Origin of the sequence: Noviherbaspirillum sp. Root189 (assembly GCF_001428545.1) — a bacterium.
GTDB lineage: Bacteria > Pseudomonadota > Gammaproteobacteria > Burkholderiales > Burkholderiaceae_D > Noviherbaspirillum.
This window is the reverse complement of the sequence record NZ_LMHZ01000004.1, coordinates 1-16,953: the sequence shown is the minus strand read 5'-3', so window position 1 is coordinate 16,953 and position 16,953 is coordinate 1. Positions and strand designations below refer to the sequence as shown.

Sequence of the window (16,953 nt, the reverse complement as noted above, 5' to 3'; positions counted from 1 at the left end):
CACATCAGGATTGCAGTGCGCTTTCGATTGCGCGCGCCACTGCCAGCACTTTGCGGTCCGCCATCGCAGGGCCGGCAATCATGAGTCCTACCGGCAGCGTTCCTTCGTCATGACAGGGAACGGATACCGCGCAACCGTCCAGCAGGTTGATGGTCGACGGATTACGCAGCAGAAGTCCGTTTGCCTTGAAAAATGCATCTTCCGACGCTTCCAGTTCGGCAATGGGCGGAGCAACAAGCGGCGTGGTCGGCATGATCAGTGAGTCAAAGGGACCGAGCGCGTCTTCCATGCGCGTGATCCATTCCCTGCGCTTGCGATGCAGATCGATATAGTCGGCGGCACTCATAGCGGCGCCGGTGCGAATACGTTTGGCGACCCGGGCGTCGTATTCCGCTTCCCGGTTTGCCAGCAAACCACGATGCCATGCAAAGGATTCCGCGCCGGAAAATTTGTTGAGATCAGCGGCTTCGTCCAGCAAGGTAAACGGCATGTCGATGATTTTTGCTCCAGCCGCGGATAGGCGCGACAGGGCAGCGGAGAACGACGCGGCTACGTGTGGGTCAAGTGCATCCAGCATTAACGTGGAGGGAACGGCCAGCCTGAGGCCTGCCAATGGCAAGTCAGGAATGGACAGAGCGTTGTCGGCAATGATGCTGTCGACCAGAATGCAGTCCTCGACCGAACGCGTCATGGCGCAGATGGTATCCAGCGTGGTCGACAAGGGGATCGTTCCGGCGCTCGGGACACGGCGCGCCGTCGGTTTGAATCCGACGATGCCGCACAAGGCTGCCGGAATGCGGATCGAGCCGCCGGTATCCGAGCCGATGGCGGCAACGCATAAACCGGTTGCGACCGAAACCGCGGCACCGGACGATGAGCCTCCCGGAATGCGGGCCACCGTGCTGTCGGCCGGATTGACAGGCGTGCCGTAATGCGGGTTCAGGCCGACGCCGGAAAACGCAAATTCCGTCATATTGGTTTTGCCGACGATGGCGGCACCGGCAATGCGCAAGCGCTTCACCACCGGCGCATCAGCTTTGGCAGGTGGCGCATCACGCAGAACGGTAGAGCCCGCCATGGTCGTTTCACCGGCAATGTCCACCAGGTCCTTGATCGATACCGGCAGGCCCGCAAGCGGTGATATCTCAACGCCCGCAGCGCGCATGGCGTCCGCGTGTTCACCGGCGGCACGCGCTGCATCAGGATAGAGACGGGTGAAAATCGATTGGGTTTTTTCTGCTTCTTCGAGGCAGACATCGACCAGGGAGTGGCGGGAATATCGGTCCAGTGCGGGAATCGATTTGGAGGTGAGGGGATTCATGCTGCAAGAACTCGCTTATACAAAATGATCGGCACGGCAACGATAGCATACCGGCCTACGGAGAGTGAAACGGTGCGATGACTATGGTGCGGGACTCAACGTGATGCCCGTGTTGTCCACCATTGCAGGCCGGCAGTGTTGGCAAGTAGATTAGCAGGATGCCATGATGCGGCGTCGCGGTATAATCGCGGTTTCCCGATTTAACCCGCAGCCTGACCGCGATCCGGCCGGAGCTGCATCAAATTTCTCGCCGCCATGTTGATTCTGCCGGGCTCCAATGCCCTGTCTGCCTTCCGTACCCAGCGCCTTTTGGCACAATTGCAAGAAGTTGAGCCGTCCATCGTCGGTGTGACCGGCCGTTTTCTGCATTTTATCGACGCGGCTTCCGCGCCGACTCAGGATGAGATCGGACGACTGGACGCATTGTTGATCTATGGTGAACCGTTCACTGGCAGTGCGGATGGCGATGAATTCGTTGTCATTCCCCGTTTTGGCACGATTTCACCGTGGGCCAGCAAGGCGACGGACATTGTGCACAACTGCGGAATGACGCACATCAAGCGTGTCGAGCGTGGCATTTCCTACCGGATTCAGGTGAAGTCCGGCCTGCTGGGCGGTGCGAGAAAACTGCCGGAAGCAGCTATCCAGCCGATCGCAGCGCTGCTGCACGACCGCATGATCGAAAACGTGCTGCGCGACGCGAACGACGCTGGCCGTCTTTTCCGTGAGCTCGATGCCAAACCGCTGGATTTCGTTGATGTCCTTGGCGGCGGCAAGACCGCGCTGGTCAACGCGAACAGCGAACTCGGCCTGGCGCTGTCGGAAGACGAGATCGATTACCTGCTCAACGCTTTTACCCAGGCTAAACGCAATCCGACCGATGTGGAACTGATGATGTTTGCGCAAGCCAACAGCGAACATTGCCGCCACAAGATTTTCAATGCGGACTGGACCATTGATGGCGTCAGGCAGGACAAGTCGCTGTTTGCGATGATCAAGAACACCCACGAATTGCACCCCAAGGGCACGGTCGTGGCGTACAGCGATAACTCATCGATTATTGAAGGTGCGACCGTATCCCGTTTCTACCCGCGCGGCGCGGCCAGCGGCAACGTGTATGAAGCTTCGGAAGAGCTGACACACATCCTGATGAAGGTAGAGACGCATAATCACCCGACCGCGATTTCTCCTTTCCCGGGCGCGTCTACCGGTGCGGGCGGCGAGATCCGCGACGAGGGCGCCACCGGGCGAGGGGCCAAACCCAAGGCAGGCCTGACCGGATTTACCGTGTCCAACCTGATGATTACCCATGCGGTCCAGCCCTGGGAAAATGCCCGTGACGTGGCAGAACCTGTATCGCAGCGGCCGGCACATGCACAAGGCGGGATTTACGGTAAACCCGACCGCATCGCCTCGCCGCTACAAATCATGATCGACGGCCCGATCGGGGGTGCTGCATTCAACAACGAATTCGGCCGCCCCAATCTTGGCGGCTATTTCCGTACCTACGAACAGAATGTCGGCGGTTCGGTGAAGGGCTATCACAAGCCCATCATGATCGCGGGCGGTATGGGCAATATCTCGGCCAAGCATACGAAGAAGAACGACTTGCCAGTCGGCAGCCTGTTGATCCAGCTTGGCGGTCCGGGGATGCGTATCGGCATGGGCGGCAGCGCGGCGTCATCGATGGCGACCGGCACCAATACCGCCGATCTTGATTTTGATTCAGTTCAGCGCGGCAATCCTGAAATGGAGCGGCGCGCACAGGAAGTCATCAATGCCTGCTGGGCGATGGGTGACGACAACCCCATCCTGTCGATTCATGACGTCGGTGCGGGCGGCCTGTCCAATGCTTTCCCTGAAATCACGAACGATGCGAAGCGCGGCGCGATTTTTGACCTGCGCAAGGTGCCTCTTGAAGAGAGCGGCATGGCGCCCAAGGAAATCTGGAGCAATGAATCGCAGGAGCGTTACGTGCTGGCGATTGCGCCGGATGACCTGCCGTTGTTCCAGTACCTGTGTGAGCGCGAACGCTGCCTGTTTGCCGTCGTTGGTACCGCCACCGAAGAACGTCAGCTCAAGGTGATCGATCCCGAGCACGGCAACAATCCGGTCGACATGCCGATGGAAGTCCTCCTTGGCAAACCGCCCAAGATGCACCGCGATGTGAGCCATGTCAGCAATGAATATCCTGCCGTCGACCTGACCGGCATGGACCTCGTTGAAGTGGCGCAGCGCGTGCTGCGTCTGCCGACGGTGGCTGACAAGTCTTTCCTGATCACCATCGGTGATCGTACGGTGGGCGCCACATCGGTGCGTGACCAGATGGTCGGGCCATGGCAGGTTCCCGTGGCCGACTGCGCCGTCACCACGATGGGCTTCGAAGGCTATCGCGGCGAAGCGATGTCCATGGGCGAACGTACACCGTTAGCCGTCATCGACGCAGCGGCATCGGGTCGAATGGCCGTAGGCGAGGCAATCACGAATATCGCCGCAGCGCCGATTGCCGATATCTCGGACATCAAGCTGTCGGCGAACTGGATGGCGGCGTGCGGTCAACCAGGTCAGGATGCGGCGCTGTTTGATACTGTCAAGGCAATCGGCATGGAACTCTGTCCGGCATTGGGCGTGAGCATCCCGGTCGGCAAGGATTCGCTGTCGATGCGCACCACCTGGAAGGATGAAGGCGGTTCCAAGGAAGTCACCTCGCCGGTTTCGCTGATCGTCTCGGCGTTCGCGCCGGTACCTGATGTACGCCTGTCGCTGACGCCACAATTGCGGACCGATGCCGGGGATACCGTGCTGATCGTCATCGACCTTGGCCGTGGCAAGAACCGCATGGGCGCATCGGCGCTGACCCAGGTGATGCAGCAGATCGGCAATACCGTACCGGACGTGGATAGCGCCGAAGATCTGAAGGCTTTTTTCTGTGCGATCCAGCAACTCACCAACGAACGCAAGCTGCTTGCGTATCACGACCGTTCCGATGGCGGCTTGTTCACCACGCTGTGCGAAATGGCGTTTGCCGGCCGCACCGGCTTGTCGCTGAACCTCGACATCCTCACCATGGAAGGCGAGCATGCAGCCGACTGGGGCGATTCCAAGAATTGGGCGGGGCAGGTCGCCGAACGGCGTAACGAACTGACATTGCGTGCCTTGTTCAACGAGGAACTGGGCGCCGTGATCCAGGTTCGCGCGGAGCAGAAGTCGGATGTCATGACGGTGCTGCGCTCGTATAACCTCGGCGCCTGCAGCCACATCATCGGTAAGCTCAACGATCGCGACGTCGTCGAATGCATGCGCGACGCGAAACTGGTGTACAGCCAGACGCGGGTTGAACTGCAACGCATGTGGAGCGAGACCAGCTGGCGTATAGCGCGGCTGCGGGACAATCCGGCCTGCGCCGATGCTGAATACGAACGCATCCTCGATACCTCCGATCCAGGCATGACGCCGATCATCACCTTCGAACAGCACGTTGACATCGCTGCTCCATTCATCGCGACCGGCGTCAAGCCAAAGGTGGCGATCCTGCGTGAACAGGGCGTCAATTCACATATTGAAACTGCCTATGTCATGCACAAGTCGGGCTTTACGGCTGTGGATGTGCACATGAGCGATCTGATCGCCGGCCGCGCGCGTCTCGCCGATTTCAGCGGCTTTATCGCGGTGGGCGGATTCTCGTATGGCGACGTGCTGGGCGCGGGTGAAGGCTGGGCCAAGACAATTCTGTTCAACGCAAAGCTGGCCGAGCAGTTTTCGGTATTCTTCAATCGCGGCGACACCTTTGCCCTGGGTATCTGCAACGGCTGCCAGATGATGAGTAACCTGAAGTCGATTATCCCGGGCGCACATGCGTGGCCGAAGTTTACACGCAACAAATCGGAACAGTTTGAAGGCCGGTTTGGGATGGTCGAGGTGACAAATTCGCCATCCATTTTCTTCAATGACATGGCGGGAACGCAAAGCCCGATCGCCGTGGCGCACGGTGAAGGGTATGCCGATTTCTCGCAGACTGGCAACATCAAGGAAGCGATCGTCGCCATGCGCTGGATCGACAACAACGGCAAGGCGACCGAAACCTATCCGTACAACCCGAATGGCTCGCCGCAGGGTATTACCTCTGTCACTACGCCGGATGGACGTTTCACTGTCCTGATGCCGCATGCGGAGCGCGTCTTCCGTACCGTGACGCATTCCTGGCATCCGGAAGGATGGGGCGAATACTCGCCGTGGATGCGTATGTTCCGCAATGCGCGGAAATGGGTGGGCTAAAGAGCGGGCTTGGGTCTTCGGGCGGTATACCTTCAGGAAGTTATCTGTAGTATCCGGCCCGAGGCTTGCAAATGAAACCCATAACGCACCATGAGATCGCGTCTTTTTCCGGGGGCGCCGAGCCGCCTGCCGGCGTTGCACTCGTCGTCAATAGCCCGCTATTGACTCCTCCTGCACCTTGCCAGTCAAAAAAATCCATCGATCTCATTTATCACGTTATAGCTTGGGAGTGGTATTAAGCGTAGCCAAGCCAAGCAACGCGGACCAAACAAAAAGCGCTCCAACCGGAGCGCTTTTTGTTAGTAGTGGTTAGTAGTGCCGAGAACGAACCAGCTTACTGATTTACTGTACTTTGGCTTTTTTGCGCAGATCTTCCTGGAAAGCCTGCAACTTCTTCTGCTGCAGCGATTCCGCAATTTGCGGCTTTACTTCTTCCAGCGTCGGGATTTTGGCAGCGCGGACATCTTCCAGCTTGATCACATGGAAGCCGTATTGTGTCTTCACCGGTGTTTCGGTGATCTGACCCTTTTGCAGGCCAACCATTGCATCGGAGAACGGCTTCACGAACGAAGCAGGAGACGCCCAGTCGAGGTCGCCGCCATTGGCCGCGGAGCCCGGATCCTTGGATTGCTTGGCCAAATCTTCAAACTTGGCGCCGCCCTTGAGCTTGGTGATAATCGCCTTGGCGTCGTCTTCCTTTTCTACCAGGATGTGGCGAGCGTGATATTCCTTATCGCCGGCCTGCGATTTGAACTTGTCGTATTCGGCCTGAACTTCGGAATCATTGACCGGATTCTTCTTCAGGTAGTCCTGAACCAGCGCACGGATCGCGATCGACTGGCGGGCAATTTCAACCTGGTTCTTGACGTCCGGGCTGCTGCTCAGCCCGCGTTTGTCAGCTTCCTGGATCAGGATTTCACGGTTGATCAATTCTTCCTTGACCATTGCGCGCAGCTGGGGCGAATCAGGCTGACCTTGAGCAGCCAGCTGCTTGACCATGGCGTCGGCGCGCGACGAAGGAACGGGTTTGCCGTTCACCACGGCGAGGTTTTGCGCCATAACTGGCAACGCAAGGGCAGCGACGAGCAGCATGAGCAGGCGAGCGGGTTTCAATGTCATTTTTATCTGTTCCTAAAATCCGATAAGGTAGGGGTTAAAACAAATTCAGGCGCGTCTAGGTGTTGAGCTCAGAGGGCGCGATGGCGATGATGTTGATGGCGTGTATCTCGCTCTGCATCATGTCGCGGAGGCAATCATACACCAGCCGATGGCGGGCTATCCGATTTAGTCCGGCAAACCGGTCCGACACCAGGCGTAACCTGTAGTGTCCGGCGCCCGTGGAAGCGCCTGCATGACCGGCATGCAAATGGGATTCGTCGTCGAGTTGACATTCGAGCGGCGCAAAAGTTGCAAGCACACGCTCACGAATTTTATCAATCCTTTCGGTCATTGCGGATCCTTGACATGACGCGACAGCAGCAAGCTCTGTGCAATGACGAACGCAAGCATCAGACCGGTGAAGCCGAATAACTTGAAATTCACCCAGAATGCGGTAGAGAAATTAAACGCAATATACAAGTTGACCAATCCCATTGCCCCGAAGAATGCAGCCCAGGACAAGTTGAGCTTTTGCCAGACCGGATCTGGCAGGACCAACTGTTTCTGCATCATCAGGCGGATGAGGTTCTTGTTCAATGCGAACTGACTAATTACCAGGGCCGCACCAAAGCACCAGTAAAGCACGGTTGGCTTCCACTTGATGAAGGTTTCGTTATGGAAGTAAATCGTGGCGCCGCCAAACAAGGTGATGATGGCGAGCGAGACCCATAGCATCACGTCGACTTTCTTGCCGCGCATTAGCAGATAGCCTATCTGGGCAATCGTCGCGACGATTGCCACTGCGGTCGCGAGCATGATGGGCGCTTGGCTTACGGTGGCAGCGCCACCGGACACCAGTCCGGAGAGGTACTGCTGTACCAGGCCCTGCGCCGCTTCTGGATGGCCTTCACCCCATTTGAACATGGCAAAGAAGAGAATGACCGGGAACAGATCGAACAGGAACTTCATATCGGCGGCGGTTCTTTCGCAGGCAAGTGTTGCTTGAGTGGCTAGGAATAAATTACTGCTTGGGCTACTTGGGTTCGAAACGCAAAGACGCGGAATTGATGCAGTAACGCAATCCGGTCGGCGGCGGACCATCCGGGAAAACATGGCCCAGATGCGCGTCGCAGACATTGCAAAGAATTTCGGTGCGTATCATGCCATGACTGCGATCGACACGCTCGGAAACATTTTCCGGGTCAAGCGGTTTAAAGTAGCTTGGCCAGCCGCAGCCCGAGTCGAATTTCGTGTCGGATTCAAATAGCGGCGTGTTGCAACAAATGCAAACATAAATGCCGTGTTCATGATGATCCCAGTATTTTCCGGTAAACGCACGCTCGGTCGCGGCATGACGGGTTACCTGGTATTCAATAGGCTCAAGGGCGGCGCGCCATTCGGCATCGGTCTTGGTTACTTTTTTTGTCATGATGAGCAGCTTACCTCCAGTTCGCTCGCCCAGTCGGGCGGTAATTCAGCATAGTGTTCGTTTTCCGGTTGCTCGTCGAAGGGACGTTCGAGTACGGCAAGTAGTCGGGCGACTTCGGAAAAGTCCTTATTCTGCGCTTTTTCAATCGCAATTTGCGCAAGGTAATTGCGCAGCACAAATTTTGGGTTGACCGCGTCCATCGCCTGTTTTCGCTTAATGTCGTCACTGCTTTCCTGGCGCAGGCGATCACGATATTGTGCGGCCCAAGCGTCGAAGGCCGGTCGGTCAATAAACAAATCGCGGATCGGCTCGTCGCCGGCCGGCGCGTCAAGCTGCAGGTTGCCGAGGCGCCGGAAGAACAGGGTAAAGTCGACATGCGTGTTCTGCATCAGCGTATGCATGTCGTCGATCAGCTTCGAATCGCTCTCCTGGCGCGTCATCAAGCCAAGCTTGGCATGCATGAGCTGATCAAACTTTGCCTCGTAAGCCGGTTTGTAAATCTCAAGCGCGGCTTCCACGTCTTCGACTTCGCCGACGAGCGGCAGCAATGCCTGTCCAAGCGCATAGCAATTCCACTGACCGATGCGGGGCTGCATATGATAGGCATAGCGGCCCTGATGATCGCTGTGATTGCAGATATGCCGGGCGTTGAAAGCTTCCATGAAACCGAAAGGTCCATAGTCAATCGTGAGCCCGAGGATCGACATGTTGTCGGTATTCATCACACCGTGCATAAAACCCACCGATTGCCACTGGGCCATCAGTTCCGCAGTGCGGCGGGCAACTTCGGTGAGCAGTGCACGATAGGGTTGTTCGGCATTGCGCAGTTCCGGGTAAAAGCGCTCGATCACGTAGTCGGTAAGCGTCCGTAGTTCTTCCTTGCGGTCGTTGTAAAACCAGTGTTCGAACGAACCGAAGCGCACAAAGCTTGGTGCCATCCGTGTGGCAATGGCGCTGGTCTCCGCCGTCTCGCGAAAGACTGGCATGTCTGAACCGGTAACGCAAAGTGCGCGCGAGGTCGGAATGCCAAGCGCGGCCATCGCTTCCGAGCAGAGGAATTCGCGAATGGAGGAGCGCAATACAGCTCGGCCATCGCCCATGCGGGAGTAGGGTGTCAAGCCCGCTCCCTTGAGCTGCAGCTCAAGTCGTCCCGGCGGCGATGGTTCGTTCGCAGGGACATCGCCCAGCAAGATGGCGCGACCATCTCCAAGCTGGCCTGCCCATACGCCGAACTGATGGCCTGAATACACCGCCGACAAAGGTTCGGAACCTGGCAGGGTGCGGTTGCCGGAAAACGCGTCGACGGTTTCCGGGCGGGCAAGCTCTTCTACATCCAGGCCGATCAAGGCTGCGGCCGATGCGCTTGCGCCAACCAGATAGGGCGCGGGCACCGGCGTTGCCTGAAGGCGGGTATAGAAGGACGGGGGCAGGCTGGCGTAAGAATTTTCAAAGGGCAATTCGTCCGCGCGATAGCGCAGCTGGCCTCGCAACTGTCCGTCCTGTGGTGCATTCATGGAGCTTCCTTGATTGGGTGGGAGCCGGGAGACGTGCCTGCTGCCTTGCGTGGACTACGTGTTTCGGCCTGATCCGGATAGGCTATCGACGCCAATGCCTCCGGCTGAGTAATTGATATGCGTCCGTATTTGGTTTTTATCAAGCCGTTTTGTTCCCAGACATGTAGCTGCTTGGAAATGCTTTGCCGCGATTTTCCCAGCAGGTGGCCGAGTTCTTCCTGCGTCAGCGGCACTTCGCGTCCCTGCGCGTCGATTGTCGCATTGAGCGGGGATGGCTGGATATGCGCAAGCTCCAGCAGACGACGTGCAAGGCGCTGGGTCAGTGGCGCGATGGCCGCTTCCTCCACCAGATCGAAGGTCGCGCGCAGGCGCATACTCAGCACCTTGGCAAAGCGCTCGTAGATCGCCGGATAACGTGACAGCAAGCGCTTGAAGTCGGTCTTTGCATGGAACAACAGAACGGTTGGCCCTGACGCATGACCGTCATGGGTACGAGGGAGACCATCGAAAAGTGAAATCTCGCCAAAGCAATTTGGTGCGTCAAGAACGGCGATCGTGGTGGCATGCCCGTCCGCGGTCGCACGGGTGAAACGAACACCGCCGCTGGCGATGGTGTAAAACCCGTCCGCCTCCGCGCCACGCGCATGGATCAGCGTGCCGTCCTCCACTTCACGCAGGGTACCGCAGGCTGCAGCGTCTTCAATCACGTCGTCCGGAAAGCCGGATAACCATGAACGCCGTAACACGCTGGCTTTATCGATGTCGTCGGTGCCGCGTTTATACATGTCGAATGTTAAAAAGTTGACAGTGTTGTGCAGTGCGATATGGAGATACTGCCGATAATAACTGCATTGATTCGCAGTGGTTGCCACATCGTCCGGCATAGTTGCCATCAGGTTCTGAATTGGTTTCTGTGCCAAGAGCAAGACCGGGAGCCTGCCGTTGCCGGCAACCCGTTATTCTGACAGAGAAGAGGAGACACCATATGAACGCCCCTGAAAAACTGGCTATTCCATCGTTGAAAGATCGTGTTTCTCCAGAGGAATGGCAGACCCGTGTTGACCTCGCCGCCTGTTATCGGCTCGTTGCGGACTTTGGCTGGAGTGACCTGATCTTTACCCACATTACCGCAAGAGTGCCGGGTACTGAAGACCAGTTCCTGATCAATCCCTACGGCATGATGTTTGACGAGATAACCGCATCGTCGCTGGTGAAGATCGACCTGCATGGCAACAAGATTGAAGAGTCGCCTTTCCCGGTCAATCCTGCCGGCTTTACGATCCATTCGGCGATCCATGCGGTACGGCATGATGCACAATGTGTATTGCACGTCCACAGTATCAATGGCGTTGCCGTTTCGGCTCAGAAGAATGGATTACTGCCACTATCCCAGCAATCGATTTTTGTCCTGTCGAGCCTTGCTTACCATGACTACGAAGGCGTTGCCCTCAACGATGAGGAAAAGCCGCGCCTGGTTGCCGATCTGGGTAACAAGAATTACCTGATGCTGCGCAATCACGGTTTGCTGACGCTCGGCAAGACCATCGCGGATGCATTCGTCAATATGTATGTCTTCGAAGCAGCGTGCATGATTCAGATCCGCGCGCAATCGGGTGGAGGAGAACTGATCGGGATCCCGCCAGGCATTATCAGTGGCGCCCAGCAACAGGCACGCACCGTTACCAAATCGCAGGGCGGTATGCTGGCATGGCCCGGATTGCTTCGACGCCTGGATCGCATCGACCCATCCTTCCGCGATTAAGCCTAACACCTAACAATCAGACTGAGAGAAAACAGATGGAGACAACCGAACAAACGCGCGCGACCTTTCGTGACATGCAGCAGAGCACGGCGGACGACTGGAAAATCATTGGGGCAGAGTTCAAACCGTACGCGGCCGCCTTGCCCGACCGGGTTCTCGCGCACCTGAGATTGCTCGATGGCGACTGCGGCGGTTTTCCGGTGGACCGTCTTACGCATAGCCTGCAAACTGCGACGCGTGCGCATCGCGACGGCAGAGATGAAGAATACGTTATCTGTGCATTGCTGCATGACATCGGCGATACTCTGGGAAGCTTCAATCATCCGGACATCGCCGCAGCCATCCTCAAACCTTTCGTCAGCCCGGAGAATCATGCCATCGTCGAAAAGCATGGAATTTTCCAGGGCTATTATTTCTTCCATCACCTCGGCATGGACCGCAATCTGCGCGACCAGTTCGCCGGGCAAGCCTTATACGACGCCACGCTGGAGTTTTGTGAAAAATACGATGCACCGGCCTTCGACCCGGAATACGACACGTTGCCGCTGGCGTTTTTCGAGCCAATGCTGCGCCGCGTAATGGCTCGGCCTAAAAATACGATTTACAAGACGGTTAGCCCTTAAAAGTCTCTTGCATGACATTGGTGCGGCGCATCATCGAAATTCGTTGACGATTTTAGTACGGTCGTTCAAAAATCATGCTTCAATTAGGATAAGAATTCTAACTACGAGGCAGGAGGCATGATGTCGCAATATCCAAAGAGCCCATTAATGGGCCAAATGATGAGCCAGCCCTTGCTCATCTCCAGCATCATTAAGCATGCGGACCGGTACTACGGCAGCAACGAAATCGTTTCGCGCCGGGTGGAAGGCGATATCCATCGTTATACCTATCGCGACTGTCACCGCCGTGCTCGCCAGATGGCTAACGCCCTGGCCGGGCTCGGCGTAAAGATGGGTGACCGGGTCGCCACGCTGGCCTGGAACGGCTACCGCCACCTGGAGCTATATTATGCGATCTCCGGTTCCGGCGCGGTCATGCACACCATCAATCCACGCCTGCATCCCGAACAGATTGCCTATATCGCGAACCATGCCGAAGACCAGTATCTGTTCTTCGATATGACTTTCCTGCCGCTGGTCGAAGCTTTTGCCGCCCACTGCAAGACCGTCAAGGGCTTCGTGATGATGGGTGACAAGGATCGCATGCCGGCGGAGACCAAGATTCCCAACCTGATGTGCTATGAAGAACTGATTGCGAATAACTCGGATCAGTACGAATGGCCGGAGTTTGACGAAAACTCGGCGTCCAGTCTTTGCTATACCTCGGGTACGACGGGCAATCCCAAGGGTGCGCTGTACTCGCATCGCTCCACGGTACTGCATTCCTACGCCTCGGCGATGCCGGACGCGCTCAATGTGTCGGCGCGCGATTCGGTGCTGCCCGTGGTCCCGATGTTCCACGTCAACGCCTGGGGCTTGCCATACTCGGTACCCCTGACTGGAGCCAAACTGGTATTTCCGGGTCCGTCGCTCGACGGTAAATCGATCTATGAATTGTTCGAGCAGGAGAAGGTGACGTTCTCGGCGGGCGTTCCAACCGTCTGGCTCGGCCTTCTCACCTATGTCGGGCAAAATAACCTGAAGTTTTCTACTTTCAAACGCACAGTGATCGGCGGCTCGGCCTGTCCGCCCGCCATGATGAAAACCTTCCGTCACCAGTACGGTGTCGAAGTGGTGCACGCATGGGGTATGACGGAGATGTCGCCGCTCGGTACGGCCGGCACACTGCAAAGCCATCACATGGATTTGCCAGAAGAGCAGAAGCAGGCAGTCCTTGAAAAGCAGGGCCATGCAATCTATGGCGTGGACATGAAGATCGTTGGCGACGACGGCAAAGAACTTCCATGGGATGGGAAGACCTACGGTAACCTGCTGGTTAAAGGCCCCTGGATCATCAGCAGTTATTTCAAAAACGAAGGCGGTGACGTGTTGCAGGATGGCTGGTTCCCGACCGGCGACGTGGCTACCATCGACCCCGATGGCTATATGCAGATTACCGACCGCAGCAAGGACGTCATCAAGTCCGGCGGCGAATGGATCGGCACAATCGATCTCGAGAATATCGCGATGGCGCATCCTGCCGTTCAGCAGGCTGCATGTATCGGTGTTTTCCATCCGAAATGGGACGAGCGGCCGTTGCTTGTCGTGGTGAAGAAGCCAGGAGCCGAAGTCACCAAGGAAGAACTGATCAAGTTCTATGACGGCAAGATTGCAAAATGGTGGACGCCTGACGATGTGACATTCGTCGATGCCTTGCCGATCGGCGCCACCGGCAAGGTACTGAAAAACCGCATTCGTGAACAGTTTAAGGAGTACAAGCTACCCACTGCATAAGCACTTGAATAAACTTGCGTATCTGCAACTCACACAACAAGAAGCCGGAAAGGCCGTTGTTTTACATAGCATACCCAACTAAGGATGAGACATATGATGAAGAAGATTCGCCCCCTCGTAATGGCCGTTTCCGTCGCTGCTGCGTTCGCCGCCCCGGCGTCCCACGCAGATGTAATCAAGATCGCGATGATCGAAACGATGTCGGGCGCATTTGCCCCGATCGGGCAAAACCAGTTGAACACCTTCCGCATGTTTGCCGAAATGGCGAACCAGCAGAAGTGGGCTGGTAATCACACTGTGGAAGTGGCCGCTTTCGACGGTAAGGGTAGCCCGCAGGAATCGCTGAACCAGCTCAAGACAGTGATCGACCAGGGTTATCGTTACATCGCTCAAGGTAATGGTTCCGGCGTCGCGCTGGCACTGGTCGACGCAGTCAACAAGCACAACGAACGTAACCCGGGCAAGGAAATCGTTTTCCTGAACTACTCGGCGATCGATCCTGACCTGACCAACAGCAAGTGCAGCTTCTGGCACTTCCGTTTCGATGCCAACTCGGACATGAAGATGGAAGCCCTGACTTCCTACATGGCCAAGGACCAGAGCATCAAGAAGGTCTATCTCATCAACCAGAACTATGCCCACGGCCATCAGGTCACCCGCGCAGCGAAAGATTACCTGAAGCGCAAGCGTCCGGACATCCAGATCGCCGGCGACGACCTGCACCCGATCGCGACCGTCAAGGACTTCGCGCCGTATGTCGCCAAGATCAAAGCCTCCGGTGCCGACTCCGTTATCACAGGCAACTGGGGTGCCGATCTCGCGTTGCTGGTCAAGGCAGCCAAGGACGCCGGCCTGACCGCGAAGTTCTACACTTACTACGGTGGCACATCGGGCGTTCCAACCGCGATGGGCAGCTCAGTTGGCGGTATGGTCAAGCAGGTCGCATACTGGATTCCGAACAATGAATCCTTTACCGGTAAGGAAATCGTCGAAGCCTTCAAGAAAAAGTACAACGACGACTTCTACGTTCAGGACATCTACACTCTGGTGCAGATGCTTTCCAAGGCAACCAAGGACACCAACTCGACCGATCCGGTCAAGGTCGCCTTTGCCCTGGAAGGCATGAAGACTAAAGCCATTAACGGTGATGTTGAAATGCGCGCCGCCGACCACCAGCTGCAGCAGCCGCTCTACATTTCCACATGGGAAAAGGTCGACGGCAAGAAAATCAAGTACGATCAGGAAAACACCGGCTACGGCTGGAGCATGGATCAGAAAGTTGAGTCCTACGTTGCAACCCAGCCGCATTCATGCCAGATGAAGCGCCCGGCGCGTCCTTCCTAAGCATTACTTCCCGGCGGCATGGTACCGAAGCGGTCCATGCCGCATTTCGCTGCAACGCGGCGAATGTTTGAATGTTCCAGTAGCAGAGCAGTACCTTATCGCGAAGTGCCGGCCACCTTATCCTTTATCGGCCGGAATGCGAGGACTCAGCACATCCCTTCAAGATAGTGCATCTCGTATGCCAGAACGGTTTCATGCACCAAAATTGCACCGGATTCCAATCACGCGTGAAAGGGAAATGCCATGACAGACACGAGTTAAACTCCTTTGATATCGGTCCTTTACACCGGGTATAACCATAGATATGCTGTAAGCACAAAACACCTATAAAGGAAGAGACAAATGGCTATCCAATTCAAATCCCTTATCATCCCGCTTTCATTGGCCGCAGCATTCGCCGGTCCCGCTACGGCCTATGCAGAGACGGTAAAGATGGCGTTTATCGACCCGCTCTCGGGACCGTTTGCACCGGTCGGGCAGGGCATCCTCAAGAGCTGGCAATACATCGCGGAAACGGCAAACGCCAAAAAATGGGCGGGCGACAATACCTTCGAGATCGTCGGCTTCGATAACAAGGCCAGCCCGCAAGAGTCACTGTCACAGCTGAAGTCAGCTATCGATCAAGGTTACCGCTACATCATTCAGGGCAACGGCTCTGGTGCAGCGCTGGCACTGATCGACGCAATCAATAAGCATAATGAACGCAACCCCGGCAAGGAAGTCCTGTACATCAACTACGCCGCGGTCGATCCCGACCTGACTAATTCCAAATGCAGTTTCTGGCAGTTCCGGATCGACGCAAATTCCGACCAAAAGATGGAAGCCATGACGACATACATGGCTAAGGACCCCAATATCAAGAAGGTCTATATCATCGGTCAGAACTATTCGTTCGGGCACCAGGTGACGCGTGCCGCAAAGGACTACCTGAAACGTAAGCGCCCCGATATTGAGATTGTCGGGGATGACCTGCACCCAATCGGCCAGGTAAAGGACTTCTCGCCATACATCGCCAAGATCAAGGCATCCGGTGCTGATACCGTCATCACGGGCAACTGGGGTGCTGACCTGGCTCTGCTCATCAAGGCTGCCAAGGAGGCGGACCTCAAGGCCAATTTCTACACGTATTACGCCAGCACCACTGGCGTTCCCACCGCGATGGGTGCAGCGGGCGCTGATCGCGTCAAGTATGTCGGTTACTGGAACGTCAACAATGAAAAATTTGTTGGCAAGGAAATCGTCGAAGGCTTCAAACAAAAGTACAACGATGACTACTATGCCATGGCAACGTATACCGGGCTGGCCATGCTTGGCAAGGCAATGAAGGACGCCAAGTCGACCGATCCAGTCAAGGTGGCGTTGGCCATGGAAGGAATGAAGATACAGAGCCTGAACGGTGAGGTCGAAATGCGCAAGAGCGATCACCAGTTGCAGCAGCCTCTGTACATCGCTACATGGACCAAGGTGAACGGCAAGGATGTGAAGTATGACCAGGAAAATACCGGCTACGGCTGGAAGACCGACGTCAAGCTTGACGCCTTTGTCGCTACCCAGCCGACATCCTGCCAGATGAAGCGTCCGCAGTAATTCTGTCCCCGGTAGCGTGTCGCCTGACGACACGCTACTTTTTTATTGTCGCAAAAAAGTACGGTCGTACAAGAATTTGAAATAGGGGTTGTCTCGTGGAGTTTACTTTAATTACCTTGCTTAACGGTCTGAGCTACGGGCTCCTGCTGTTCATGCTTTCATCCGGTCTGACGCTGATCTTCAGCATGATGGGCGTGCTCAATTTTGCGCACGCCAGCTTTTACATG

The 16,953-nt window shown here is 56.3% G+C and carries 15 protein-coding genes, 1 tRNA gene and 1 pseudogene; 10 read left to right on the top strand and 7 right to left on the bottom strand.

Features of this window, described 5'->3' with window-relative positions:
* Nucleotides 1-4: 4 nt before the first annotated feature.
* Nucleotides 5-721 (bottom strand): amidase family protein, encoded by a 717-nt coding sequence (locus ASE07_RS28610; protein ID WP_156396348.1) that lies wholly within the window; start codon nucleotides 719-721, stop codon nucleotides 5-7.
* On the opposite strand from ASE07_RS28610, the gene ASE07_RS28605 reads away from it, so the two are divergent.
* The 4 genes from ASE07_RS28605 (at nucleotide 685) to purL (ending at nucleotide 5,596) form a co-directional block, all read left to right on the top strand.
* Nucleotides 685-781, top strand: a tRNA-OTHER gene (locus ASE07_RS28605). The two genes, ASE07_RS28610 and ASE07_RS28605, sit on opposite strands and share 37 nt — an antisense overlap.
* On the top strand, nucleotides 774-932 hold the full coding sequence (locus ASE07_RS28600) for a hypothetical protein (RefSeq protein WP_156396347.1): 159 nt from the start codon (nucleotides 774-776) through the stop codon (nucleotides 930-932). Before ASE07_RS28605 ends, ASE07_RS28600 begins: the two co-directional genes overlap by 8 nt.
* Nucleotides 932-1,141: a hypothetical protein gene (locus tag ASE07_RS28595; RefSeq protein ID WP_156396346.1), complete on the top strand. Its 210-nt coding sequence runs from the start codon at nucleotides 932-934 to the stop codon at nucleotides 1,139-1,141. The genes ASE07_RS28600 and ASE07_RS28595 overlap by 1 nt, the downstream gene beginning before the upstream one ends.
* A gap of 435 nt (nucleotides 1,142-1,576) precedes the next feature.
* On the top strand, nucleotides 1,577-5,596 hold the full coding sequence (gene purL, locus ASE07_RS03075) for a phosphoribosylformylglycinamidine synthase (protein WP_057289348.1): 4,020 nt from the start codon (nucleotides 1,577-1,579) through the stop codon (nucleotides 5,594-5,596).
* Nucleotides 5,597-5,938: 342 nt separating this feature from the next.
* On the opposite strand, the gene ASE07_RS03070 is transcribed toward purL, so the two are convergent.
* The 6 genes from ASE07_RS03070 to ASE07_RS03045 all read right to left on the bottom strand — a co-directional run bounded on the left by ASE07_RS03070 (nucleotide 5,939) and on the right by ASE07_RS03045 (nucleotide 10,530).
* Nucleotides 5,939-6,715, bottom strand: a complete 777-nt coding sequence (locus ASE07_RS03070) for a peptidylprolyl isomerase (protein ID WP_057289347.1) — start codon at nucleotides 6,713-6,715, stop codon at nucleotides 5,939-5,941.
* A gap of 55 nt (nucleotides 6,716-6,770) precedes the next feature.
* Nucleotides 6,771-7,046 (bottom strand): BolA family protein, encoded by a 276-nt coding sequence (locus tag ASE07_RS03065; RefSeq protein WP_057289346.1) that lies wholly within the window; start codon nucleotides 7,044-7,046, stop codon nucleotides 6,771-6,773.
* The gene (locus tag ASE07_RS03060) at nucleotides 7,043-7,663 is read right to left on the bottom strand and encodes a septation protein A (RefSeq protein WP_057289345.1); all 621 of its coding nucleotides are present in this window, start codon (nucleotides 7,661-7,663) and stop codon (nucleotides 7,043-7,045) included. Before ASE07_RS03060 ends, ASE07_RS03065 begins: the two co-directional genes overlap by 4 nt.
* Before the next feature lie 64 nt (nucleotides 7,664-7,727).
* Entirely contained in the window at nucleotides 7,728-8,123 is a 396-nt protein-coding gene (msrB, locus tag ASE07_RS03055; RefSeq protein WP_057289344.1) for a peptide-methionine (R)-S-oxide reductase MsrB, read from the bottom strand.
* Nucleotides 8,120-9,637, bottom strand: a complete 1,518-nt coding sequence (locus ASE07_RS03050; protein ID WP_057289343.1) for a protein adenylyltransferase SelO — start codon at nucleotides 9,635-9,637, stop codon at nucleotides 8,120-8,122. The genes msrB and ASE07_RS03050 overlap by 4 nt, the downstream gene beginning before the upstream one ends.
* Nucleotides 9,634-10,530 carry a Crp/Fnr family transcriptional regulator gene (locus tag ASE07_RS03045; RefSeq protein WP_057289342.1) on the bottom strand — a complete coding sequence of 299 codons (897 nt, stop codon included), beginning with the start codon at nucleotides 10,528-10,530 and terminating at the stop codon, nucleotides 9,634-9,636. The genes ASE07_RS03050 and ASE07_RS03045 overlap by 4 nt, the downstream gene beginning before the upstream one ends.
* Before the next feature lie 92 nt (nucleotides 10,531-10,622).
* Here ASE07_RS03045 and ASE07_RS03040 point away from each other — a divergent pair, with 92 nt between their 5' ends.
* The 6 genes and pseudogenes from ASE07_RS03040 to ASE07_RS30480 all read left to right on the top strand — a co-directional run.
* On the top strand, nucleotides 10,623-11,399 hold the full coding sequence (locus ASE07_RS03040) for a class II aldolase/adducin family protein (RefSeq protein WP_057289341.1): 777 nt from the start codon (nucleotides 10,623-10,625) through the stop codon (nucleotides 11,397-11,399).
* Nucleotides 11,400-11,434: 35 nt separating this feature from the next.
* Nucleotides 11,435-12,022, top strand: coding sequence for an HD domain-containing protein (locus tag ASE07_RS03035; protein WP_057289340.1), 588 nt, complete (start codon nucleotides 11,435-11,437; stop codon nucleotides 12,020-12,022).
* 120 nt (nucleotides 12,023-12,142) lie between these two features.
* Complete coding sequence (locus tag ASE07_RS03030; protein WP_057289339.1) at nucleotides 12,143-13,795, top strand: 3-(methylthio)propionyl-CoA ligase; 1,653 nt, start codon at nucleotides 12,143-12,145, stop codon at nucleotides 13,793-13,795.
* 96 nt (nucleotides 13,796-13,891) lie between these two features.
* Nucleotides 13,892-15,139 carry a branched-chain amino acid ABC transporter substrate-binding protein gene (locus tag ASE07_RS03025; protein ID WP_057289443.1) on the top strand — a complete coding sequence of 416 codons (1,248 nt, stop codon included), beginning with the start codon at nucleotides 13,892-13,894 and terminating at the stop codon, nucleotides 15,137-15,139.
* 342 nt (nucleotides 15,140-15,481) lie between these two features.
* The gene (locus ASE07_RS03020) at nucleotides 15,482-16,726 is read left to right on the top strand and encodes a branched-chain amino acid ABC transporter substrate-binding protein (RefSeq protein WP_057289338.1); all 1,245 of its coding nucleotides are present in this window, start codon (nucleotides 15,482-15,484) and stop codon (nucleotides 16,724-16,726) included.
* A 95-nt stretch (nucleotides 16,727-16,821) separates the two neighbouring features.
* A pseudogene (locus ASE07_RS30480) lies at nucleotides 16,822-16,953 on the top strand (branched-chain amino acid ABC transporter permease); the annotation flags it as partial.

Excerpts from the sequence above, each read along its gene's own strand:
- ASE07_RS03030 (WP_057289339.1), top strand. The coding sequence starts at position 12,143 with ATGTCGCAATATCCAAAGAGCCCATTAATGGGCCAAATGATGAGCCAG.
- ASE07_RS03050 (WP_057289343.1), bottom strand. The coding sequence starts at position 9,637 with ATGAATGCACCACAGGACGGACAGTTGCGAGGCCAGCTGCGCTATCGC.
- ASE07_RS03065 (WP_057289346.1), bottom strand. The coding sequence starts at position 7,046 with ATGACCGAAAGGATTGATAAAATTCGTGAGCGTGTGCTTGCAACTTTT.
- purL (WP_057289348.1), top strand. The coding sequence starts at position 1,577 with ATGTTGATTCTGCCGGGCTCCAATGCCCTGTCTGCCTTCCGTACCCAG.
- ASE07_RS03025 (WP_057289443.1), top strand. The coding sequence starts at position 13,892 with ATGAAGAAGATTCGCCCCCTCGTAATGGCCGTTTCCGTCGCTGCTGCG.
- ASE07_RS03035 (WP_057289340.1), top strand. The coding sequence starts at position 11,435 with ATGGAGACAACCGAACAAACGCGCGCGACCTTTCGTGACATGCAGCAG.
- ASE07_RS03060 (WP_057289345.1), bottom strand. The coding sequence starts at position 7,663 with ATGAAGTTCCTGTTCGATCTGTTCCCGGTCATTCTCTTCTTTGCCATG.
- ASE07_RS03020 (WP_057289338.1), top strand. The coding sequence starts at position 15,482 with ATGGCTATCCAATTCAAATCCCTTATCATCCCGCTTTCATTGGCCGCA.
- ASE07_RS28600 (WP_156396347.1), top strand. The coding sequence starts at position 774 with ATGCCGCACAAGGCTGCCGGAATGCGGATCGAGCCGCCGGTATCCGAG.
- ASE07_RS03070 (WP_057289347.1), bottom strand. The coding sequence starts at position 6,715 with ATGACATTGAAACCCGCTCGCCTGCTCATGCTGCTCGTCGCTGCCCTT.
- msrB (WP_057289344.1), bottom strand. The coding sequence starts at position 8,123 with ATGACAAAAAAAGTAACCAAGACCGATGCCGAATGGCGCGCCGCCCTT.
- ASE07_RS28595 (WP_156396346.1), top strand. The coding sequence starts at position 932 with ATGCGGGTTCAGGCCGACGCCGGAAAACGCAAATTCCGTCATATTGGT.
- ASE07_RS03040 (WP_057289341.1), top strand. The coding sequence starts at position 10,623 with ATGAACGCCCCTGAAAAACTGGCTATTCCATCGTTGAAAGATCGTGTT.
- ASE07_RS03045 (WP_057289342.1), bottom strand. The coding sequence starts at position 10,530 with ATGGCAACTATGCCGGACGATGTGGCAACCACTGCGAATCAATGCAGT.